The 22,488-nt window shown below is 46.0% G+C and carries 20 protein-coding genes and 2 pseudogenes; 14 read left to right on the top strand and 8 right to left on the bottom strand.

Going from position 1 to position 22,488, the window contains the following annotated elements; all coding sequences use genetic code 11:
- Positions 1 to 214: 214 nt before the first annotated feature.
- Positions 215 to 1,120, bottom strand: a complete 906-nt coding sequence (locus JGK14_RS16360) for a ferritin-like domain-containing protein (RefSeq protein WP_293185554.1) — start codon at positions 1,118 to 1,120, stop codon at positions 215 to 217.
- Between the two features lie 414 nt (positions 1,121 to 1,534).
- Here JGK14_RS16360 and JGK14_RS16355 point away from each other — a divergent pair, with 414 nt between their 5' ends.
- The 4 genes and pseudogenes from JGK14_RS16355 to JGK14_RS16340 all read left to right on the top strand — a co-directional run.
- Complete coding sequence (locus JGK14_RS16355; RefSeq protein WP_293185555.1) at positions 1,535 to 1,936, top strand: fasciclin domain-containing protein; 402 nt, start codon at positions 1,535 to 1,537, stop codon at positions 1,934 to 1,936.
- Positions 1,937 to 2,192: 256 nt separating this feature from the next.
- On the top strand, positions 2,193 to 2,330 hold the full coding sequence (locus tag JGK14_RS16350; RefSeq protein ID WP_293200767.1) for a hypothetical protein: 138 nt from the start codon (positions 2,193 to 2,195) through the stop codon (positions 2,328 to 2,330).
- Positions 2,331 to 2,473: 143 nt separating this feature from the next.
- Positions 2,474 to 3,643: a CobW family GTP-binding protein gene (locus JGK14_RS16345; RefSeq protein WP_293185553.1), complete on the top strand. Its 1,170-nt coding sequence runs from the start codon at positions 2,474 to 2,476 to the stop codon at positions 3,641 to 3,643.
- Positions 3,644 to 3,945: 302 nt separating this feature from the next.
- Positions 3,946 to 4,185 (top strand): annotated as a pseudogene (locus JGK14_RS16340) (D-aminoacyl-tRNA deacylase); the annotation flags it as partial.
- Between the two features lie 30 nt (positions 4,186 to 4,215).
- On the opposite strand, the gene JGK14_RS16335 reads toward JGK14_RS16340, so the two are convergent.
- Entirely contained in the window at positions 4,216 to 4,419 is a 204-nt protein-coding gene (locus JGK14_RS16335; protein ID WP_325315276.1) for a zinc ribbon domain-containing protein, read from the bottom strand.
- 12 nt (positions 4,420 to 4,431) lie between these two features.
- A complete protein-coding gene (locus JGK14_RS16330; protein WP_325315275.1) occupies positions 4,432 to 5,376 on the bottom strand; it encodes an RNA-guided endonuclease InsQ/TnpB family protein in 945 nt (314 codons plus the stop codon).
- 215 nt (positions 5,377 to 5,591) lie between these two features.
- Here JGK14_RS16330 and JGK14_RS16325 point away from each other — a divergent pair.
- The 6 genes and pseudogenes from JGK14_RS16325 to JGK14_RS16300 all read left to right on the top strand — a co-directional run.
- Positions 5,592 to 5,802: pseudogene (locus JGK14_RS16325) on the top strand (D-aminoacyl-tRNA deacylase); the annotation flags it as partial.
- Between the two features lie 597 nt (positions 5,803 to 6,399).
- Positions 6,400 to 7,638, top strand: coding sequence for a HetZ-related protein (locus JGK14_RS16320; RefSeq protein WP_293195897.1), 1,239 nt, complete (start codon positions 6,400 to 6,402; stop codon positions 7,636 to 7,638).
- Positions 7,639 to 7,651: 13 nt separating this feature from the next.
- Positions 7,652 to 7,801, top strand: a complete 150-nt coding sequence (locus JGK14_RS16315; RefSeq protein ID WP_293189555.1) for a hypothetical protein — start codon at positions 7,652 to 7,654, stop codon at positions 7,799 to 7,801.
- A gap of 334 nt (positions 7,802 to 8,135) precedes the next feature.
- On the top strand, positions 8,136 to 8,618 hold the full coding sequence (locus JGK14_RS16310) for a hypothetical protein (RefSeq protein WP_293195900.1): 483 nt from the start codon (positions 8,136 to 8,138) through the stop codon (positions 8,616 to 8,618).
- A gap of 196 nt (positions 8,619 to 8,814) precedes the next feature.
- Positions 8,815 to 11,334, top strand: coding sequence for a bifunctional serine/threonine-protein kinase/ABC transporter substrate-binding protein (locus tag JGK14_RS16305; RefSeq protein WP_325315274.1), 2,520 nt, complete (start codon positions 8,815 to 8,817; stop codon positions 11,332 to 11,334).
- A 226-nt stretch (positions 11,335 to 11,560) separates the two neighbouring features.
- Entirely contained in the window at positions 11,561 to 12,280 is a 720-nt protein-coding gene (locus tag JGK14_RS16300) for a PHP domain-containing protein (protein WP_293185546.1), read from the top strand.
- Positions 12,281 to 12,517: 237 nt separating this feature from the next.
- On the opposite strand, the gene JGK14_RS16295 is transcribed toward JGK14_RS16300, so the two are convergent.
- The 5 genes from JGK14_RS16295 to JGK14_RS16275 all read right to left on the bottom strand — a co-directional run bounded on the left by JGK14_RS16295 (position 12,518) and on the right by JGK14_RS16275 (position 18,452).
- The gene (locus JGK14_RS16295; protein WP_293185545.1) at positions 12,518 to 12,892 is read right to left on the bottom strand and encodes a type II toxin-antitoxin system PemK/MazF family toxin; all 375 of its coding nucleotides are present in this window, start codon (positions 12,890 to 12,892) and stop codon (positions 12,518 to 12,520) included.
- Positions 12,885 to 13,109 (bottom strand): type II toxin-antitoxin system MazE family antitoxin, encoded by a 225-nt coding sequence (gene mazE / locus JGK14_RS16290; RefSeq protein ID WP_293185543.1) that lies wholly within the window; start codon positions 13,107 to 13,109, stop codon positions 12,885 to 12,887. The genes JGK14_RS16295 and mazE overlap by 8 nt, the downstream gene beginning before the upstream one ends.
- Positions 13,110 to 13,304: 195 nt before the next feature.
- Complete coding sequence (locus JGK14_RS16285; RefSeq protein ID WP_293185541.1) at positions 13,305 to 14,471, bottom strand: CO2 hydration protein; 1,167 nt, start codon at positions 14,469 to 14,471, stop codon at positions 13,305 to 13,307.
- Positions 14,472 to 14,645: 174 nt separating this feature from the next.
- The gene (locus tag JGK14_RS16280; protein ID WP_293189627.1) at positions 14,646 to 16,160 is read right to left on the bottom strand and encodes an NADH-quinone oxidoreductase subunit M; all 1,515 of its coding nucleotides are present in this window, start codon (positions 16,158 to 16,160) and stop codon (positions 14,646 to 14,648) included.
- A 417-nt stretch (positions 16,161 to 16,577) separates the two neighbouring features.
- Positions 16,578 to 18,452 (bottom strand): NAD(P)H-quinone oxidoreductase subunit F, encoded by a 1,875-nt coding sequence (locus JGK14_RS16275; protein ID WP_293185539.1) that lies wholly within the window; start codon positions 18,450 to 18,452, stop codon positions 16,578 to 16,580.
- Between the two features lie 636 nt (positions 18,453 to 19,088).
- Here JGK14_RS16275 and JGK14_RS16270 point away from each other — a divergent pair.
- From JGK14_RS16270 to JGK14_RS16255, 4 genes are all read left to right on the top strand, one after another.
- Entirely contained in the window at positions 19,089 to 19,400 is a 312-nt protein-coding gene (locus JGK14_RS16270) for a carbon dioxide-concentrating mechanism protein CcmK (RefSeq protein WP_006635059.1), read from the top strand.
- A gap of 108 nt (positions 19,401 to 19,508) precedes the next feature.
- Positions 19,509 to 19,850 carry a carbon dioxide-concentrating mechanism protein CcmK gene (locus JGK14_RS16265; protein WP_006635058.1) on the top strand — a complete coding sequence of 114 codons (342 nt, stop codon included), beginning with the start codon at positions 19,509 to 19,511 and terminating at the stop codon, positions 19,848 to 19,850.
- Between the two features lie 421 nt (positions 19,851 to 20,271).
- Positions 20,272 to 20,577, top strand: a complete 306-nt coding sequence (locus JGK14_RS16260; protein ID WP_293185538.1) for a EutN/CcmL family microcompartment protein — start codon at positions 20,272 to 20,274, stop codon at positions 20,575 to 20,577.
- A 204-nt stretch (positions 20,578 to 20,781) separates the two neighbouring features.
- Positions 20,782 to 22,410 (top strand): ribulose bisphosphate carboxylase small subunit, encoded by a 1,629-nt coding sequence (locus JGK14_RS16255; protein WP_293185537.1) that lies wholly within the window; start codon positions 20,782 to 20,784, stop codon positions 22,408 to 22,410.
- Positions 22,411 to 22,488 lie beyond the last annotated feature (78 nt).

Genomic DNA, 22,488 nt, shown 5'->3' with positions numbered 1-22,488 from the left:
TTGTTAAAAACTATAACACAGATTACTGGCAACCTAAAGGTTGCAACTGCGTTTCATCCCCGGCTTGAAAGACCGGGGTTCTCACGCGACGCGCTATAGGATTTTGGATTTTAGGTTTTGGATTTTACATTAAAGAATTCGGTATGACTTAAATAATGAGTGGTTCCCAGGCTGTGCCTGGGAACCCATATCCTGAGCTCTCCCTCACCTGTATCTAAGCCTTGGGCTTAGCAGCCGCGGGCTTCTTCTCAATCGGTTTTAATCCATTGAGGAACATCGGCACAAATTTCTCCACAAATGCTTGCGGATCTCGGTTCCAGGCCCGCTGAGCTACATCGACTCTGGTCATTTGCAAATCGGGGGCGAGCAGAGTGGCTGGCAAGCGTTCCATCAGGTATTGTGGGCGTTCCCACATCGGCATCGTGTTGGCAATGTCCACGAGACGGGTGACGCGACGCAGTTCTGCTCCCAGCATGATATCCATTCCCGATGCAAATGCTGCTTGTTCGATCGCCGCATACTTGCGTTTCGCCTGTTCCACCTTCTCGCGGTGTGCCGGGCTCTTCGCAGCAATTTTACCCAGCCAGCGGTTGCCCCAGCGGACGTGACCAGCTTCTTCGGGAAAAATCTTTTCGATGGTTTCGCGGATTTTGACGTTTTCGTCGGTTTGAGGAGCATTTTTGAGGGCGTGGATGTGCGCTGAGAAATACTCGCATCCCCGCTTCTCGGTGACGTTAATCGCCGCTAGGGAAGAAATTACAAAATCTTCGCGGTCTTTGGTAGGGTCTTTTTGGTCGCTGTCGAGCAACCTTTCAAATTCGTCAATGTAGGAGACTCCTGGCGGCGTTCCCACCTTCTCGCCGATGTCTGCGAGCAAGTCTGTAAGCCACATGGCGTGTCGCGCTTCGTCCGAGATATGCCGGGAAAGATCCCGCACGAGTTCGGCCGGTTCGCCGTCTAGCTGCTCGATCAAGTCGGTGAGGTCTTTGCAACTGCGCTGTTCGCTGTAGCGGTAGCGGTTGAGGGTAATCAAGTGGATTTCGCGATCGCGCACCACTTGACTTAAAATCTCGCGCGCTCCCATGCCGTTGCGAAGCTTGCGGGGATAGGCAACTGTCATGTTTGTATGTTGTTTTGTAAAGATACCTGTATAAGTGTAACGCAGTTTTTAGGATACCAATGACCTCAGCAGGCAGAAACTTTGTGTGCGCTTTTGGCAAAGATCGATCTTGAAGGTTTTGCCAACTTAGTCAAAAGATCGATCGCCCTGAATTCACATTTAACACCGGAGGGGCGATCGCACGATTCGCGATCGGCTTACCAATGTATTTAGGAACAGGTTGTTTTGCATTAAAATACAATAAAATTTCGATATTTTTATCTACCTTTAGACAGGTATTTTATAAGTTATTTCTAGAAGAATATTTTGCTATTTATATCAGAATAACTGAATAAATAAAAGAAAATTTTAGGTAGCTAAATTAACTTTTAAGCGTTATATTGATTTATGGAATACAAAACCTAGGTGACTCACTTGGCTGACATCGTTGATACCGCCGTTTCGGCAGGCTCTTTTACAACTCTGGTTGCTGCCGTCAAAGCTGCTGGTTTAGTCGATACTCTCAAAGGCACCGGGCCCTTCACAGTTTTCGCACCCACAGACGAAGCTTTTGCTAAGCTTCCCGCAGGTACTGTAGAAGCACTGCTTAAGGACATTCCTAAGCTCACAAAAATCTTGACTTATCATGTCGTTGCTGGCAAAGTTATGGCTGCTGATGTAGTCAAGCTGAAATCTGCCAAAACAGTTGAAGGTTCAGAAGTGAAAATTGATGCTTCCAATGGCGTCAAAATCAATGATTCTACCGTTACCACAGCCGATGTTGCTGCTGATAATGGCGTCATCCACATCATCGATACAGTCTTGCTTCCTGCGTAAGCACAGATTTAGATAGTGCAATAATACTATCTTGAGGGCGGTGGCTGTTGTTAGCCACCGCCCGATTTTAATTGATAGTTAAAAATAAATATCTTACCATAAAGAATTGGTTGAAAGCCCCAAGTCTTTTAAGGAGAAATTAAAATCAGACTATTCATTACTCCAATCCTCGGACTTCCAGGTAGATGTCGCTATCAACTGTCAAGCGGTCAACCCTTCGACTTCGCTCACGACAAGCTGTCAAGCGGTCAACTGAATGAAGCAGCGCGATCGCAAAAACCATCATAGAGCAGGGGGAATTGGTCGATCGCACGAAGCGATTGTCTGCCCCAAATTTGTCGCCGCTGGATTTACCGGAAAAACAGGCTGTAAGCCAATAGCATTCGTACTCTGAAGCTTATTTGCGGTTGATGCGTAGATGCCATGCCGCGAAACCCAAAATTTCTCCCAGAAACCGGGTTGATGGGGGCTGAGCTTAAATAAGATACAATAAGAACCACAAGGAAAGTGCGATCGACATTATTTGACAGTCAAGCTATGCAATCTACAACTCAGTCCGAGACAGAAACGGCGATGGACGCTCCCAAACACGGATTGCCCGTTACAATCATTACAGGATTTCTCGGCAGCGGCAAAACAACCCTGCTCAACCACATCCTGACCAACCAGCAAGGTTTGAAAACAGCAGTTTTGGTCAATGAATTTGGTGAAATCGGCATCGACAACGAACTGATTGTCACTACAGACGACAACATGGTCGAGCTGAACAACGGCTGCATCTGCTGCACAATTAACGAAGATTTGGTTAATGCAGTTTACAAAGTTTTAGAACGTCAAGAAAAGCTCGACTATCTAGTAGTCGAGACCACCGGACTCGCCGACCCGCTGCCAGTAGCTCTGACTTTTTTAGGCACAGAACTGCGCGACATGACCCGTCTAGATTCAATAGTTACAGTAGTAGACGCAGCCAACTACAGCTTAGATTTGTTCAACTCAGAAGCAGCCTACAGTCAAATAGCTTACGGCGATATTATTATTCTCAACAAAACAGATTTGGTTGAAGAAGCAGATTTAGATTTGTTGGAAGTTAAGATTCGCGATGTCAAACAAGGTGCTCGAATTTTGCGAACGGTAAAATCGCAAGTTCCCTTACCTTTAGTCCTCAGCGTCGGATTGTTTGAATCTGACAAATATTTCCAATCTGAGGAAACTTCTAGCAGTCACGATCATCACGATCACGATCATCACGATCACGACCATCACGATCACGATCATCACGACCATCACGATCACGACCATCACGATCACGGTCATCACGATCACGATCATCACGATCATCACGATCATCACGATCATGCCCATCACGACCACTCCGGCCATTTAGACAATGACGGATTTACCTCAATTTCTTTCCAAAGCGACAAGCCGTTTTCTCTGAGGAAATTTCAATATTTCTTAGACCACCAAATGCCAACAAACGTGTTTCGCGCGAAAGGGATTATGTGGTTTGAAGAAAGTCCGAAACGGCATATTTTCCACTTGAGCGGCAAGCGATTTTCAATGGATGACGACCAGTGGAAAGGTGAGCCGAAAAACCAACTTGTTCTGATCGGTCAGGGTTTGGATACCGAGACTTTGCGATCGCAAATCGAAAACTGTCTCTGTATGCCTGCACCCAATCGCGGGAAAGGATTCGGAAAAAACTAACCTGGACGCAACTGTCACATTAAATCCAGGTACGTAGTTGCGCTTAAGCGCTCTTAAAATCCAGGTATGTAGTTGCGCTTAAGCGCTCTTAAAATCCAGGTACGTAGTTGCGCTTAACAGGTACGTAGTTGCGCTTAAGCGCTCTTAAAATCCAGGTACGTAGTTGCGCTTAAGCGCTCTTAAAATCCAGGTACGTAGTTGCGCTTAAGCGCTCTTTTTGGGATATCGGAAAGAGCGCTGAAGCGCAACTACGTACCTAAGAATTTATCCCTATATATGTCCAGGACTGTTTGAGATTTCCCATGCGAGTCATCATCCAGCGAGTCAAATCATCTCAAGTCCAAGTTAACGGTAAAATTATCGGCAAAATTGGCTGCGGACTCAACTTGCTTGTAGGTATTGCGGACACCGACACCGAAGCAGAACTCGACTGGATGGCTCGGAAATGCCTATAATTGCGTTTGTTTCCCGACTCGGCCAGCGACGGCGGGCGCTGGGACAAGTCCGTACAAGACATCGGCGGCGAGTTCCTGGTTTTGACATACTCCCCGGCGTAAACGCGCGGGGATTCTTTACGCTTCATCGAGATGTGCCTCCTTCGTGGTCTTACCTTCTCTCTGCGTACATTTAGAGTCGTGGCAATGCCCTATCCCGACTTTTTCTATATTTCTCGCAGCGTTTAAATCCCTGTCTTGCTGAGTACCACAATTAAGGCACACTAGCGAACGAACAGATAGGTCTATTTTACCCCACTTAAACCCGCAATCTGAGCACACTTGGCTAGTTGGTTAAGAGCGACTAATTACCCTGAATTCTCTGCCAAACTTTTCAGATTTAGCCTCACATAAAGCTCTAAACTCGTACCATCCTTGCTGACTAATTACTCTGGCAAGTTTCCGATTTTTGACCAGACCCGACACATTCAAATCTTCCAAAATAATAGTTTGATTCTCACTAACAACTTTGGTCGATAGTTTGTGCAGAAAGTCTTTACGGGTATCCCCCATTTGGTTGTGTAATTTAGCAATCTGAATGCGAGTTTTGTTTCGGCGCTTTGAGTCCTTGGGCTGCCTTGCCAACTTGCGTTGCAATCTGCGATTTTTTCGGTCTAACTGTTTGTAGCTTGGACTTTTAGCTGATGTTCCGTCGCTCATTGCTGCAAAGGTTTTAATACCCAAATCGATGCCGATGCTGTGTTTTTTAGCTTCGACTATATCGGGATTTATCTCTACAACAAAGCTCAGGAAGTAGCGGTTAGCACAATCATTGATGATTGTGACAGAGCTAGGAACTGACGGCAGTGCTCTCGACCAAATTGGCTTAACAATACCAATTTTAGCTAAATAAACCCCATCTTCTTTGATTGAGAAGCCTCCGCGAGTCAACCGGGCAGACTGGCTATTCGTGCGTTTTTTGAACTTTGGATAACCGACTTTGCGCCCTTTTCTTTTTCCCTTGCATGACTCAAAAAAATTCTTAAAGGCTGTCTCCAAATCTGCTACAGATTGCTGTAGTGCAATATTTGAGACTTCACTCAACCATGCTCTTTCCTCAGTTTGTTTGGCTTGAGTGATAACCTGATGAAGAAGGTTTGCCGATTTCGGTTTTTTTTCGGATTGTTTGCAAACGGCTAAAGCATCATTCCATACTACCCGCACACAACCAAACAACTGAGCTAAACTCTGTTGCTGTTGGTTGCTGGGATAGAAACGGAATTGATACCTTGCTTTCATTTTTACTGGCTATTTATTTACTCTATTATACTGCTATAGCCTTTATCAAAAAGATGAGGTATGACTGACAGCTTATATAACCGCTTAAACCAAGAGGGCCCAAGCCCAACAACATCCGCGAATCTTTCTGAGAACCGCTATATACTGCCAGTTGCTAACAATATCCAGAATTAAAGCCGTCCTAAAAAGACGGGGCTTGTATCCCAATTTTTTCGGTCAGTCAGTTTACTCTCTACGGCGACTGTCGCAAAGGTCGGCTTCTGGTCGTTCGATCGCTCTGCCGCCCCAGAAGCCGCCGAAAAACTTTATGAAAAATTTGTCGAAAAGTTGCGCCAGAGTGGCTTAAAAGTTGAAACAGGGCTGTTTGGAGCCATGATGCAAGTGTCGATCGAGAATGACGGCCCAGTCACTTTGGTATTAGAGTAGGTACGTTGTTGCGCTTGAGCGCTCAAGCGCAACAACGTACCTTTTTTTAATGTGCCAGTTGCGTCCAAGACTGACACTAATACTTCTTGTTCTCTTCTTTAGTATCTTCGCGGTTCGTTCAAAAAAAGCCGTTGCCCCTTTTAAAAGAAAATTTCTAAATTGACCGGGTTTCCCAACTGCTGTGGCGTAGGTTCTGAAGATAGTGCAGTTCGCTACATTCTGCCGAGTCTCAATTCCGCAATCTCCGACGCCGAAAACCCCCTCAAAAGGCCAGTTGCTAAATTGTCCACTCAGCGGCCCCGGAACACCGTCCATCTTTGTCGCGATCGCCACACCCGCATAACAGCTCAGAAGGCTTGTACAGTCAGGCTTTGAAGGCAATAAAATCTATCGTCAACAGCCAGCGCTTAAAATCAGATTCGGCAGCCAAAAAATGTTGCATGAGAGAGTGGAACACTGGCATCACTGTGCCTATCTGTATTTCCCTATATTCAATACATAGAGAGTTGAATCAGCCGTGCCAAGCGAAACCGCCAGCAACTGCCGCCTCGCTCCCTGAAAAATGTCCTCGCACTGCGCTACCACCCGATAAACGCCATGACTGTCACAACTGCCACCAACCCCGTCAACTGCAACACTGTTTCTAACCTCAACTTCATTCCAGCCGCCTCCACCGAACAAACCGCCGAAATCAATACAGTTTCCAGCATCGATGTCTTGGCTTTGGCTGAATTCGCCCTCAAAGAGTTGGAAGCAGAAATGAAAACTGCCAGCCGCAGCGCTCAAGCAGTGGCGATGCGAATTGCTAAGGAAGTCGAACGGATTTGCCAAAAAAGCGATCGCATCCAAATTTCCGGCGAAGTTGAAGCTTGGCAAATCACCTTGGCCGAACACCGGTTGCAAAAAACTCTCGAATTCTACCGCCTCGGTTCCAAACAAGGCCGCGTCCAACTGCACTCTCACCTCGCATCGATGATTTACCGTCATGTTGCTTCTTTCCGATCGAACTTGAACTTCCAAGCTCGCTACAACATGATTGAAGACTTTTTGCAAGGCTTTTACATCGAAGCTTTGCGCGCTTTCCGCCGCGAACACCAACTGGATCTCAACTACACTCCCCGCACCCAGATTGAATTGGCTGAGTACATGGCTTTCACCGAACAATACGCCAAGCGCCAAATCGGTTTACCCGGCCGCAACCGCCAACGCCTGATCGTGCTTCGCGCTCAAGGATTTGCTAAGGGCCAACCTCCCGAAACTGCGATCGACATTGAAATGGCTGTAGAATCCGGCAAGGGAGAAGATGCAGAAATGTACAGCCGCTCTCCGGCGCTGCAACAAGTCCGCGAACAAATGGTTTCGGAAACTGTCGATCCGGCTGATGCTGTGTTGCGCGATCGAGTAGTCGCTGAATTGATTGCTTATCTGGAATCGCAAAATCAGCCAGAATGTGTTAGCTACTTAACTTTAAAATTGCAAGACCTTTCGGCTTCGGAAATCGATCGCGTTCTCGGTTTGTCCTCCCGCCAGCGCGACTACCTGCAACAACGGTTTAAGTACCACGTCGAAAAATTTGCCCGCACTCAAAACTGGAAACTCGTTCACGAATGGCTGGGTGCTGATGTAGATCAAAAACTGGGCATGACTTCGGACAAATGGGAAACATTTCGCGCTCAACTGTCGCCCGAACAACAAGAACTGTTAGCAATGAAGCGGAATCAAGAATGCGATAAGGCGATCGCCACTGCACTCAACTGCACCCCCAAACAAGTCCAAAAACGTTGGGCGCAACTGTTGGATCTGGCAAGCCAGACTCGCAACAGCAGCCAAGCATAACGGGTGATCCAACATGAACGCAAGTGTTTTATTGAGATTGGAAAATGCGATGGGTGCGGCACCGGAACCGGAATGCCCGCCCCGCAGTCCGCTCTCAAATCTACCAGTGCTGCTCGATTATTACCCAAATTATCGCCGCTTTCCGGCAAATTCAATTTATTAAAACAACATTACTTTTATTAATATTTCCCATTCCCAGGTTATGCCTGGGATTTTTTTTATTAGTAATCATTAATCATAATTTATTAAAAATACAGGTAAAATTGGTTCGTAGTGAGGACTTCAGTCCTCATAAAAATTAGAGGACTGAAGTCCTCACTACGAACTTATAAAGATGATTTTACCAGACGTGATGTCAGTCATAACTTATTAGAAAATACCAGCCCAAAGGAGAGTACATCCCTGGGTTGAAAAGTGCTGTATCCGCTGCCTCCCCCCAATAAAAGATCTATAATTTTTATGCAGGTCTAAAAATTTTTGCTTTGAGGTGCGTAGTCATGTTTCCAGTGTGGTTGCAGGCAGAATTTTGGGGTTTAGTGGGTGGTTCGGCGCTGCTACTGGGAGCGGCGGTGGGTTACTTTATCAGGATTCCCCAGCGCGCGATCGCCACAATTATGGCTTTTGGCGCCGGTGTGCTGATTTGGGCGCTATCTTTTGAGTTGATGGATGAAGCTTACAAGCGCGGCGGTTTTGACTCAACGGCGATCGGCTTTTTGGGCGGCGCTGCTGTTTATACAGCCGCCAATTGGTTTTTGAATCAGCAGGGAGCAAAACACCGCAAGCGATCGGGCTCTTTGCACCCTGCTAAAACAGAATCAAGCGATAGCGGATTGGCGATCGCCGCAGCAGGGGGTATTTTAGCCACGATCTCAGATACGATGATTCCCGAAGCATTCGAGGAAACTCACGATTTTGCTGGCTTAATTACTGTCTGCGGGTTTTTAGCTGCTTTTGTTCTTAGCAAGTTAGGGGAAACATAATTAGTCATTGGCGATCGATCATCAATCATCATTATTTATTAGTCAGTGACAACTGGAAATGAGAAATTGCTGAAAGTTATAATGTTTTTGATATGGGCACAGACGAACTTGATATGTTGCCAAAGTGTATCTAGGAACAAAAAAGCGTATAATCAACATCAAAGACCGGAGCCAGTCAACAGGTGCTGAAAAATATATGTGTCTAGAGCCAGGGTATATCCTTCACGAAAGGTACCAAATTATCAAGAAATTGGGACAGGGAGGGTTTGCGATTACCTACAAGGCTAACGATCTAGCCAAACCCGGAAATCCCGAGTGCGTTGTTAAGGAAATTCCTTTTCCTTCATCGAATGCTCCGCACGTCTTGGAGAAGGCAAGGACGCAATTTGAAAAGGAAGCTAGTGCTTTGCGCTGTCTCGGCAATCACCCGTGCATTCCCCAATTATTCGCTTACTTTGAAGAAAACGACCATTTTTACTTAATTCAAGAATACATTGAAGGACATCAGCTCAAGGAAGAACTCACTCCAGGTACACAGTGGGAAGAGGATCGGGCGATCGCCTTGTTGCTGGAAATTCTGGAAATTTTAAAGTTCGTCCATAAACAAAATATTATTCATCGCGATATTACACCTTCTAACTTAATTCGGCGCACAACAGATAACAAAATTGTTTTAATTGATTTTGGGGCTGTCAAAGAAATCAGCACTTTGACTGCTGACTCTACAGGTAGAATATTCACATCGCAGGCGATCGGCACCAGCGGTTATATGTCTCCGGAACAATCAAATGGGCGTACTGCCCATGCTGGTAATGATATTTACTCCGTAGGGATGATCGTGATTCAAGTTCTCACCGGGAAGCATCCCACAGAGCTCAAAAACTACGATGGTGCTGGTGAAATTATCTGGCATGACTCCACGTCCGATCGCACTCCGCTACCAGTGAGTGATAATCTAAAAAATATTCTCGATCAGATGGTTCGCTTCCACTATCGAATAAATCGATATCAATCTGTGACTGAGGTTTTGCGAGACTTGAACGCGATGCGATCGCCTCTATTACTCGAACCTGCGCCGAATTTGGGAGCGTCTGATTCTGATGAAGTTTCGCCAAACCAGGATTCGCCACCGAGCAAAGAACCCGAGTCAGGCCAAACTCCGCCGCAGGGGCGATCGCGCTTTCGCTGGCTGCTGTTGGGTGTTGCGGTAATTGCCGCAGGGGCGATCGTAATTTCAAACATCAAAAAATCCCCGATAATCCATAAAAATTCCCCGCAATCGACCCTACCTACAGCCTCACCTACACCCTCCCCAGATGGTGTAAGTTCCGGCGAAAAACTCCTAGTAAAAACCGCCGCCATGTGGTCAAAACAAAGGGCAATAAATGAATTTGCGGAACCAAATTATCCTGAAGCTTTAAAATTGTTCAAACAGTCCTGGCAGGAAGACCGCAGAGATCCAGAAACTTTAATTTACACCAACAATGCTCTGCTAGAGGCGATAGGTGCAGAGTATTATACCATCGCAATTGTTGTTCCCATTCGCAGAAATCAGGACGGGACAGGAACTATAGTCAATGCAAGTTTAGCCGAAGAACTGCTGCGCGGTATTGGTCAAGCTCAAACCGAAGTTAATTTAGGTCTTCTGTCTGCAAATAACAGCGAACGAGATTTTCCCGGTCAAGGCTTTCTCGAAGCAAAATCGATTAAAGGAAAAGGTCTAAAAGTAATCATTGCTGATGATGCCAATATCAAATCCTACGCAGTTCAAAGGGCAAATTATCTAGTCACTCAACCAAATATTCTAGCAGTCATCGGACACTACACGAGCGACATGACGGTAGAAACAGTAGATATTTACAATCAAAATAAGCTGGTCGCCATTTCTCCGGGAAGCACAACAGAAGAACTAACGCGCAAACCTCGGAAATTTTTCTTTCGGACAGCCCCAACAACTAGCAAAGAAGCTGAAGGCTTAGTAAATCAACTGATTAAAGTCGGTCAAAAAAGAGTTGCCGTTTTTTACAATCCCAATAGTCCGTTTAGCGCATCTTTGTGGGAAGAATTCAAAAAGCAATTTGAAGCCGAAGGAGGTTCGACTTTTAGATCCAGTAATTACGACTTATCTAAAAATGATTTTAACGCCGAAGCAGCTATCAAAGAAGTTGAGAAAGCAGGAATAACAGCCATAGCTCTCTTTCCCGACGGTCAAGTCACTAATTCTCTCGAACACGCGCTCGATATGATTAAAATCAACGATGGTCTCAATTGGATTGTTGGCCCTTGGACTCTATACGATCCGAGAACTTTAGAAGCAGTAAAACAGGTAAAGTCTGTTGAAAAACTCGCCGTATCCGTGTTTTGGCATCCGTTAATCAGTTTTGATAAAAAGTTTCCAGTTAATGCTGAAAAATTGTGGGGAGGCCCAGTCAATACTCGATCGGCTTTAACCTACGATGCCGCTAAAACGCTGATTAAATCCCTAGAATTACAGCCAGAACCCAGCCGTGAAGGAATGCAAAAAACCTTAGCATCTCCAGACTTTAAAGCTGACGGTGCCACGGGTATAATTGAGTTTGACTTGACAACTGGAAATCGGAAAAACCCTCCTAAAGCTTTAGCGCACGTTGTTGCGTGTGCTAGAGAACAATTTGGTGTTACGTTTGTGCCGATCGAATTTCCGACAGCCGCCGCCGCAGGTTTAAAGTGCGACTAACGCTTTGCCAGAAAGAATTGGTTGAAAGCCCGCCCGCCCGGGAGAAATTAAACTCAGACTATTCATTACTTCAATCCTCAGACTTAAGGGTAGAGGTTTCTCTCAAACTGTCAACTGTCAACTGTCAACTGTCAACTGTTGAAAGTACCTGTGGGTATCAGCCCCCAACATTTAAAGAAAAAATTAGATATAGTGAACAAAGCTAGTTTTTTTTATAATAATGCTTATGACGGTCAATCTCGCTCCCTCAACAAGTTCTAGCCTCAAACCAGAATCCCAGAATATCTCGGCACTCAAACAAGTCTTGCAGACGATTGATGCCGATAGCTGTCCGGGTTCCTATAACTTCCATATGCACACAGTCTACTCCGACGGGCGATTGAAGCCCGAGAAATTGATGGAACTTGCGATCGCAGGTGGCCTCAAAGGCTTCGCTATCACCGATCACCACAGCACCAAAGGCTACGTTCAAGCTCAAATTTGGCTGGATAACTGGAAATTAAAGCATCCCGACAGGACTACCGCAGCGCCGACTCTTTGGACTGGCGCTGAAATTAACGCTGAATTGCTCAAAAACGACGTACACATTCTCGCTTACGCCTTCGATCCTGAACATCCCAGTCTCACACCTTACTTGCGAGGTAAAGGCACTGAAGGCCACGCTTCTTATTCCGCAGCCAGGGTAATTGAAGCGATTCAGGAAGCAGGAGGTTTAGCGGTTCTAGCACATCCTTGCCGGTATCGATCGATCGCAGATCAACTAATCCCAGAAGCAGCCCGTCTTGGCATTGACGGCGTAGAAATTTACTATGCTTACGGTAATCCTAATCCTTGGAAACCGAGTCCCAAACAAACTGCTTTAGTCAAAGATTTAGCTGAAACCTATGGTTTACTGGGAACTTGTGGAACTGATTCTCACGGCCTGAGTCTTCTTGTCCGAATCTAGATAGCATTAAGGTGCGTCATGGGATTTGGTATTTGAGCTTTTAGATTGGCGATCGGCGATCGAAATTATCATGCTGACCGCATTTTCGTTTGCTGGTTCAAAAGAGTTTGGGAAACTATAGCCTTTCTCAGTAACATGAGGTACTCTCAGATCGAAAGCATCGGAGGAGCCAGCGTACCTCACAGCGCTTGACAAACGTTATAGATAAACGAGCGAAGCGAGAAAACGAAACCTCAATCATGTTTCTTTAAATACCAAATTAAAACCCAGCTCAATACAGACAGCCTTCTCAATTTCTTCCCAATAAAAATCTTCTAAAACTCCCTGTTTGTTTTTAATTCTTTGAGCATCTACAGCTCTCATTTGACTTAAGTTTATGTGCCGTTCTCCGTTTAGTCCATTTTGCGAAGTTGGAACAACATTCACAACGAATGGATAAGTTTTTTTCCAAGGCAATAAAGGGGCAACTATTGTAGTTGTCCCATTTTGATTGCCAACATCATTCTGCAAAATTAGACAAGGACGCTGCTTACCGGTTTCATGACCGGTCGTGGGTTCTAGATCGACCCACCATATTTCTCCTCGTTTGTAAGTTAATATCCCGTTAGGCATTTAAACCATCGCCTACCGCAACATCCCAAACGGAAATCTCTTCTTGAAAATCAGGATCGCTAGCCTGCTCTTTATAAGCATTTTCCAGCTCTTGCATCATAATCCTCCTTTTTTCCTTCCAGAGAATTTCATTTATGAAACTACTACGATTACTTGCTAGCCGATCGACAAAATCTAGAATTGTGTCATCCAAAGTAATACTGACTTTTTTGCTCATAAATTATTAATTTCATGCGACTGACGAGTATGACTGTACTATCATACTAACCAATGCTACAACCTTTGTCAAGGTTAATCTAGAGCTTCAAGAAGAGGTAGCAGCCCGGAGCCCAGCCTTTCATAGATGTGACGTGCTGGATTCCGATCGAGATTGCTTCCGCTCCCGATCGTAGCAACAGACATCCAGCCTCTTTCATCTTTCCGGGAACAACTGACAAGCCCTGATAGTTGGCTGATTTGCCCAATCCAAGCGAGAAGTGCCAAATCGATCCATCCAACCTTCTAAATAAGCCCGATTAGCCTTTTTTTCCTCAGGATCGGAGGTGTTCATCGGATGAGGTGCTAAACCGAAAATAGTCGCTGTTGTCACGCAAAACATCGACTTCTGAAAACTTTGGCAAATTTGTACGCGCAAATCGTCTTCACCGCGACAGCTAGTTCGATAAATTTCGTGCAAATAATCGGGCAGATAATGCCGCATATCTTGCATCAATTGAGTTGGTGGAATTCCTGCACCTCCGATGGGTAAAGGATCTGCAAACAAAGCCCCGTAGCTAAATTCTTTTTGTTCTTCTGGGATTTGATGTGCTTGGGCGTTGTAGGAAACTGTGCCAAAAAAAGCTGTTCCTCTAAAGAAAACTGCTTCTACATAAGGTACTGCTACATCTGCTAAAAATGTCAAGTTGGCCGATGCGGGCAGGATATCGTAGACTTCGCCGCGAATCTTGACGCTGTAGGTGATTGGTAGGGCTGCGGCGCTTACTAAACCGGCTAAGACGAAATCTACTATCTCTGCGATCGACTTAATTGTACCGGCTTCGTAGCGATCGGACAAATCGATAAATAAATCGCTCATTACCCGCCAAAACTGCCCCAAACCCGTGTAATAAGCCAACATCCGCACTTGTTCCGGCAAAAACTCCGGGAATGCTTTGTGGAGTCCCTGCATCAAAAAGTTGCCTTTTAACTTAGCTGCGATCGCCTTTTCGGCCAAATTGCTAAATTCTGGAGTATCCAAATAACTGTCCAAACCGCCGCCGCCGTGCCACATCATGGTTCTCATGCAATATTCGGCATACTCAAAATTTATGCGATCGTGCCACAAATAGCGCAGTAATTTCGGCGCTGTCACTTCTCCGTTGAAATATTTAAAAAACGGGAAAAGCACTAAAAATTGTTCTTCTGCGATGTAGTTAAGATTGCGAGAATACGCATCAAGAACTATGGCGTAACTTTTGAGAACTCCAACCACTTCTACTACATTTTCGGTAGATTCTGGAAGTAAAGCTTTGCCTGATTCCAAGATGTCAATGTAGGCGGATAGGGGATGGGAAGATGGTTTTAATACGGTACTTGTCATTTGATTTCCTCAACCTTAATTGAATAACTATGTTTTAGCTTTGGTTCGTAGTTGCGCTTGAGGGTTCATGAGAGCGAGTCAACGCACAACTACATTGAATAACTATGTTTTAGGTTTGTAGTTGCTCTCTTCGCCGGCCGGCGCTCAAGCGCAACTACATACCTATGAAAGATTTCACTCCAAGTTTTGAGCAACTTGTTTAACTTGTGCGGGTACAGTCGATACTAAGCCGATCGCAGTTTTCTCACTCAAAGCCACTAAAACTCCCGGCTGCAATCCCATGATGGTGATGATTACGGCTAAAACTAGCGAAGGAATGCGATCGCCCCAGCGGACTTGCGGCAAATTCACCACCAAATCGGAAAGGCGCCCGAAAAAGGCGCGGTTGACCATAATTAAAAAGTAAACTGAAGTCAAACCAGTCCCGATCATGCAGAGCAAAGTTTGGATCGGAAACACTGGTAAACTGCCCCTAAATATCAAAAATTCAGCAATAAATCCCGACAACCCGGGAATGCCGGCACTCGCCATTACACCGACAATCATTAAACTGCCAATTACCGGCAAACCGCGATCGGGATTGAACAAACCTTTGAGCACATCTATGTTGCGACTGCCGGATTTTTTGTAAACAATCCCGACACTCAAAAATAGCAACCCGGAGATTAAACCGTGGCTAACCATTTGCAACACAGTTCCTATCATACTAATCTCAGTAGCTGCGGCGCTAGCTAGCAAAATGTAGCCCATGTGCGCGATCGAACTGTAAGCTACAATTTTTTTCATGTCTTTTTGGGCGATCGCGCAACTAGCCCCGTAAAGCACACTCACCACCGCCCAACTCGCCAACCAAGGCGCAGCCACCGCCCACGCATCCGGGAACAAACCCAAACCAAAGCGCAGCATCCCGTAGGTTCCCAGCTTCAACAGCACCCCCGCCAGCAGCACCGAAACCGGAGTCGAAGCTTCTACGTGAGCATCCGGCAGCCAAGTATGAAAAGGCACCAAAGGAATCTTAATCCCAAAAGCGAGCAATATCCCTGCCAGCAACACAATTTGTCTGACCAAAGGCAACGGCGAGCCTCCTTCCAAATGCGATGCACCGGCTGCACCAACCATATCAAAACTAGAAGCACCGCTGAGCCAAGCTACACCCAAGAAAGCAGCCAGCAATACTATTCCCGAAAATGCCGTATAGATTAAAAACTTAGTAGCGGCATAGCCTCGGCGCTCGCCTCCCCAAATTGCAATTAACAGGTAAAGCGGAATTAGTTCTACCTCGAAAAACAGGAAAAATAGCAACAAGTTTTGAGATAAAAAAGCTCCGGTGACGCCGCCACTAATTAACAGCATCAAAGAATAATAAAGTCGAGGTCTGCGGATCGCCTCATCCGTAGCGTAAATCGCTACACCTGTCAGTAGGGTATTTAAAATTACTAAGGGCAGAGACAAACCATCAACGCCGAGATTGTAATTAAATCCCAAATCATCGATCCAAGGAATAAATTCCGAAAACTGTAATTGACTGCTGTTGGCATCAAACTGAGCTGCCACAAACACCGATAGAATAAAAGTTACACCCGCAATGGCGATCGCGGCATTCCGAACTATTTTAGAGGCGATCGCACCGGGCCAAAACCCAATCAGGGCGGCCGCCAACATTGGTATCCAGATTAAAGCACTGAGCATCAATTAAAACTTTCCTTTATTACACAATATTTAGAACTATATTTAAGATTAACCCAAAGCCACTGCATAAAATAGCGATCGGTTAATTTTCTTATTACAATAGATGCAAATTTCTCGAAAATCCTCCTATGACTTCTAGTCTTACAGATCGAGAAGATTTGCAAGTTAAATGGGAGCATCTCATTTTTGCAAAAAATATCTTTTCTGGGAGTGCTGTCCCCCCCGAGCAAGGTGTACAATACTCGCTCGGGGGCGACAGCACTACGACATAATTTCACTGCCCGAACTTTTACCCGGTTGGGAAGTTCCGGTTATAGAATTGTGGCCGATCGACTTTGAATAAAACTAGGGACAAAGCAGACAAACCAAAAACAATTTATCTGCGTTTATCCCCGTTCATCCACCAAAATCTGCGGTTTAGAATTGCCAAATAATCAGCGCCAGTAACGCCGCAACTCCCCCCGCAATAGTCAACACATAAAACTGCGATTGACCGGTGCCGCTGTATTTCAAACCTTCACCGCTGAAAATTGTGGCAAAACCGAACAAATTCACCGCCCCATCTACTACATACTTGTCAGTCCAAGCGCTGACTTTCGCAATAGAAGCTACGGCCCAAACCACAGTCAAGCGGTAAACTCGATCGATATAAAAGTCGTAAGCAAACAAATCCTGCACCGCTGGAATCGGCAGTCGTACCGGTCGAGGTAAAACGTTGTACCAATAAATCGCCACGCCAGCCCCAACCCCAATCAAGCCAGATAACACCAACAGTGGAGTATCCAGAGTCTTCAACAGCAAATTTAAACTATCAAAATCCCCAGTTTCCGCCCAAGGCCCAGTCCAACTAATTAAAAGTTGCCACTGCTGCAACATCCAAGGCACTAACAGCCCAATCACCGTCAAAATTACCATCGGCAAAGCCATCGGCCAACCGACTTCGGGTGCTCTGCGAGTTTTGGGTTGCGGTTTTCCGACAAATACTAAGGCGAATACGCGAGTTAAATTGAGCGCAGTTAAACCGTTAACTAACAGCAGCACAACTACCAACCACAATGGCACTGTCCAAAAACCGTTCAGCCACCGTCGCATTACCCAAAAGTTGCCCATCGGCAATAGGGCTACCATCCCCGCAGCGCCAACTAAATAAGCCATTGTTGTGGCGGGCATCTTTGACCACAACCCACCCATTTCTGTTAAATCTTGAGTGTTGGTTGTGACAATTACTGACCCTATGCTCATGAATAATAGTGCTTTGGCGATCGAGTGCGCGAACAGCAGCAGCAATGCAATGTCAACGTGATTCTGCCCCACCGCGATAAACACTAAACCCATAGAAGCGCTGGTAGAATGCGATAGTGTTCTTTTGATGTCGATTTGGGCGATCGCCACTAAGGAAGCCCCAACAGCCGTCACCGCACCCAAAACCACCAGCACCAAACCAGTTATCGGCGACAGCGCTAAAACAGGCTGAAGTTTAATCAAAACATAAGCCCCACCACCCACAACCACCGTATTCCGCATAATCGAAGCCGGGTTCGGCCCTTCCATCGCCTCGTCGAGCCACAGGTGAAACGGAAATTGAGCGCACTTGGCTGTAGGTGCGGCAATTAAAGCCAAGCCTAAAAGAGTCGCAACTAAAGGAGATAAAGTTGCAGTTTCCGCCCATTCTTCTAAATCCGAAAAATTTAAACTTCCGGCTAAAGTTGAAAGCGTTACTACTCCCATCAGCAGCGGTACATCTCCTACACGCTTGGTTAAAAACGCATCTCTAGCCGCCGTCACTACCAGCGGTTGAGCGTACCAAAATCCGACTAGCAAATAAGTTGAGAGCGTCAGCACTTCCAGCAAACCGTAGGTTAGCAGCAGCGAATCGCTAATCGCAATCCCGCTAATTGCCGCTTCAAAAAAACCTAGCAGCCCAAAAAATCGAGCTAGCGCCCAGTCTTTTTCCATGTAGCCGAGAGCGTAAATTTGTGCTAGCAAACTCAAAACTGTCACTAGCTCCATTGCTCCGACGCTGGTCGTGGAGATTTCTATGGCAAAAGACAAATCTAAATCTGCTGCTTGCACCCAGTGGAGGAGCAAATGTTGGGGCGCTCGATCCCAAGTTGCTGTAAAAATCACTGACCCGTGGATGAAAGCCAACACACTCATCAGTAAATTGAAGTAAGCCGCAGGTCTTGGCCCTGTTGTGCGAACGGTTCCCGTAGACCACGGCAAAGTTAGAATCGCGCCTATTAAGCCATATAAAGGTATCCACCAACAGGTTTGGAGGAGAAATTCTGTCATTTAATTTATTCCTTAAACTTCAAATTACCGGCTACCTTTATACAAAGGCAGTTCCGGGCGATCGCGCCACAGTGTAAAAATTTGACGTAAAACTTTGACTAAACCCGATCGTATAGCTTTAGCAAAATAATTTGCACCCAAAATTAACTATACATTAAAGCATCAAAACTTAGTATTCTCTGAATACCAAATTACAGGCTGCTGGGGGTCGGCACTCAAAAAAAAAAGCCCGCATCTCGGCCAAGACTGTCTTTTTTGTCTGTTTACCCGCGATCCCCCCTGGGAAATCTCGAAGTTGACCGACACCGACATCCCCAGCCCCCACCCACCGAACTCTAGTTTACAGGTATTTGTACTTACTTGACTGCCAGCTCGCCGCCCGCATCTACTCCTCTATATATTAAGATTATTAAATAAATATTAAAATATTTGAAGTAACATAAAAAAATTTAATTTTTGTTATTAAACATTATGATGTTAGTTTATATTGTCAAGGTGGACAGCTTCCCCTATTCTATAAGGATAGGAAGCTTTACACTGCATTCCTAAATAATGTGGGCCTCCCCGTCCAAATTTTTAGATTTCTCAAAGATTTGTTACGGTAATTCCGCTAATCCTCAACTTGGAGATTCAAAAATGTCAATTGCCGTGGGAATGATTGAGACAAAAGGTTTTCCCGCTGTTGTGGAAGCTGCCGACGCTATGGTTAAAGCTGCTCGCGTTACCCTCGTGGGCTATGAAAAAATCGGCAGCGCTCGCGTCACCGTAATTGTGCGCGGCAACGTGTCGGAAGTCCAAGCCTCAGTTGCAGCAGGAGTGGAATCCGTCAAGCGGGTGAACGGCGGAGAAGTCGTCTCTACCCACATCATCGCTCGCCCCCACGAAAACCTAGAATATGTTCTACCAATTCGTTATACAGAAGCAGTAGAGCAGTTCCGAGGCTACTAAGTTCTTAGCGCGCTAAAAATTCGTTTGACGAAACGTTTGACGAAAAGCAGCGCGATCGTCAAAAATTTACAGTTTAGTTCCCAAAATATTCAATCAGGAGTAAAACCAATGGCAATTGCAGTTGGCATGATCGAAACCTTAGGCTTCCCCGCAGTTGTAGAAGCCGCTGACGCGATGGTCAAAGCAGCCCGCGTCACCTTGGTAGGATACGAAAAAATCGGTAGCGCTCGCGTTACTGTCATTGTAAGAGGAGATGTCTCGGAAGTGCAAGCTTCCGTAGCCGCCGGAGTAGAGTCAGTGAAGCGCGTTAACGGCGGACAAGTGATGTCCACCCACATTATCGCCCGCCCTCACGAAAACTTGGAATACGTGCTACCCATTCGCTACACCGAAGCTGTAGAACAGTTCCGCGAAGGCGTGAGCGGCATTCGTCCTCTCAACAGATCTTAATACAAGCCCGAGGCTGTTAGGGGCGTTTGGTAATTAAAAATTAAAAATTAAAAATTAAAAATCGCGATGTTTTTGATTTAATATTTTTAATTTTTAATTGAGGTAGTCATGGGATATTGGTTATTAGTCAGTCGATTTTAGATTTTAGATTTTAGATTTTAGATTTTAAAATTGACTCCACAGATTAATCTGGGAGATTTAAGTTTAAATCTAAGATTTTGGAATCGACAGTCAAAATCGTCTAGAGCTTGTATCCGTTTGTTTTACGGGTCATGAGTTATGAGTTATGAGTCATTAGTCATTAGTTAGTAGAAGAAACTACTATCTTATGCAGAAATTAGACTAAAAAAAACTCATAAAAAAAAGACAAGTGACGGTGTAAAAATGACAATTACCAATTACCTATTACCTATTACCTAAAATGCAAATGGCCAAAGTTCTCGGCACAGTTGTCAGTACCCAAAAAGAGCCGACGCTGAGAGGATCGAAATTTCTACTGCTGCAATTCATCGATGAAGAAGGTTCGCCAGTTCCCGGCTATGAAGTAGCCGCTGACTGTGTGGGCGCTGGTATAGATGAATGGGTTTTAGTCACCCGCGGCAGCGGGGCCCGGATCGCGCCAGGGAGCGAAAACCGTCCGATCGATGCTCTGGTAGTAGGCATTATAGATACTGTCAATGTAGAAAATCGCCTCATTTACAGTAAAAAAGACGACCCGTACCGCTAGTTGACAGTTGACAGTTGACAGTTGACAGTTGACAGTTGGCAGTTGGCAGTTGGCAGTTGACAGTTGACAGTTGACAGTTGACAGTTGACAGTTGGCAGTTGACAGTTGACAGTTGGCAGTTGACAGTTGACAGTTGACAGTTGACAGTGAACAACTAACAACTAACAACTAAAAAAAATTTTCAGTTTTAGGAGAACTTAATTTATGGCAGTCCGCAACGTTGCGGCTCCCCCGACGCCTTGGTCGAAAAACTTGGCTGAGCCCAAAATTCATGACACCGCCTACGTACATTCCTTTTCTAACATTATTGGGGATGTGCATATCGGTTCTAATGTGATGATTGCCCCCGGGACATCTATCCGCGCCGATGAAGGCACTCCTTTTTATATCGGAGGAGGAAGCAACATTCAAGACGGAGTAGTGATTCACGGTTTAGAACAAGGCCGAGTCACAGGAGACGACGACAAATCCTATTCTGTGTGGGTGGGGAAAAATACTTCCCTCACCCACATGAGTTTAATTCACGGCCCAGCATACGTGGGCGACGAGTGCTTTATCGGCTTTCGCTCTACGGTGTTCAATGCCAGAGTGGGCAACGGCTGCATTGTCATGATGCACGTATTAATTCAAGATGTGGAGATTCCTCCCGGTAAGTACATACCTTCGGGAGCCATCATCACTAATCAGCAGCAAGCCGATCGCCTGCCTGACGTTCAAGATTCAGATGTTAAATTTGCGACCCACGTCATCGGCATCAATGACGCTCTGAGAACGGGTTATCGCTGCGCTGACAACATCGCTTGTCTAGCACCAATTCGCAACGAGCAAGCTAAAAACTCAAATATCACTCAAATGAATTATTCTACCTATGCCGGCACCCAATTGAGTTCCTCTCTAGCCGATAGCATCCGCAATTTGCTAGCCCAAGGATACAGCGTGGGAGCGGAATATGCCGACGCCCGTCGGTTCCGTACCGGTTCTTGGCGCACTTGCGGCCCAATTTCCTCAACTCGCGACTCTGAAGTAATCGCAGCTTTGTCGGCTTGTATGGCCGATCACCAAGGAGAATACGTCCGCTTGATCGGGATTGACACCAAAGCCAAGCGTCGCGTACTCGAAGAAATCGTCCAAAGACCGGGAGAAAACGGCTCTAACGGTAACGGCGCCACAACTCACAAATCTAACGGTAAAGTTGCACAAACTGCCTATCAAAATGGCGGTTCCGCATCCAGCAAATTGAGCGCGGAAACAGTGGCTCAAGTTCGCGGCTTGCTAGCTCAAGGCTTCAAGGTTGGCACAGAACACGCCGACGCGCGCCGCTTCCGCACCAGTTCTTGGCAAAGCGGGGCTTCGCTGCAAGTCAGAAACGAATCTGAGGCGATCGCCGCTTTAGAATCTGTGATGAACCAATATCCGGGCGAATACGTGCGCTTGATCGGGATTGACCCGAAAGCTAAGCGCCGCGTAGTTGAAGAACTGATTCAGCGTCCCGATGGCCCTGTGGCTCAATCGGCTAAACCGGGTGCAACATCAGCATTCAAAGCCACGACGACTGGTTCGGCTGGAAGTGGAAAGTTGACCGGCAAGACGATCGACCAAATCCGCAATCTGCTCTCCCAAGGCTACAAAATTGGCACGGAACACGCCGACGCGCGCCGTTTCCGCACAGGTTCTTGGAGCAGTTGCGCGCCGATCGCCACCAACCGCGAATCCGAAGTAATTTCGGCTCTCGAAAGCTGTATGACAGAACACAGTGGCGATTACGTCCGCTTGCTCGGTATCGACTCCAAGGCCAAGCGCCGGGTACTCGAAGAAATTATCCAACGACCATAATTTGTCAGGTAATTAGCTGCTTTCTCCCGTTAAGTGCTCGCGTTGGGCTAGCGGGAGAATCAGTTGACAGTTGACAGT

The organism is Microcoleus sp. PH2017_28_MFU_U_A (assembly GCF_020738035.1).
GTDB lineage: Bacteria > Cyanobacteriota > Cyanobacteriia > Cyanobacteriales > Microcoleaceae > Microcoleus.
The sequence above is the reverse complement of the archived record's forward strand: the minus strand, read 5'-3'. Positions and strand labels throughout refer to the sequence as shown.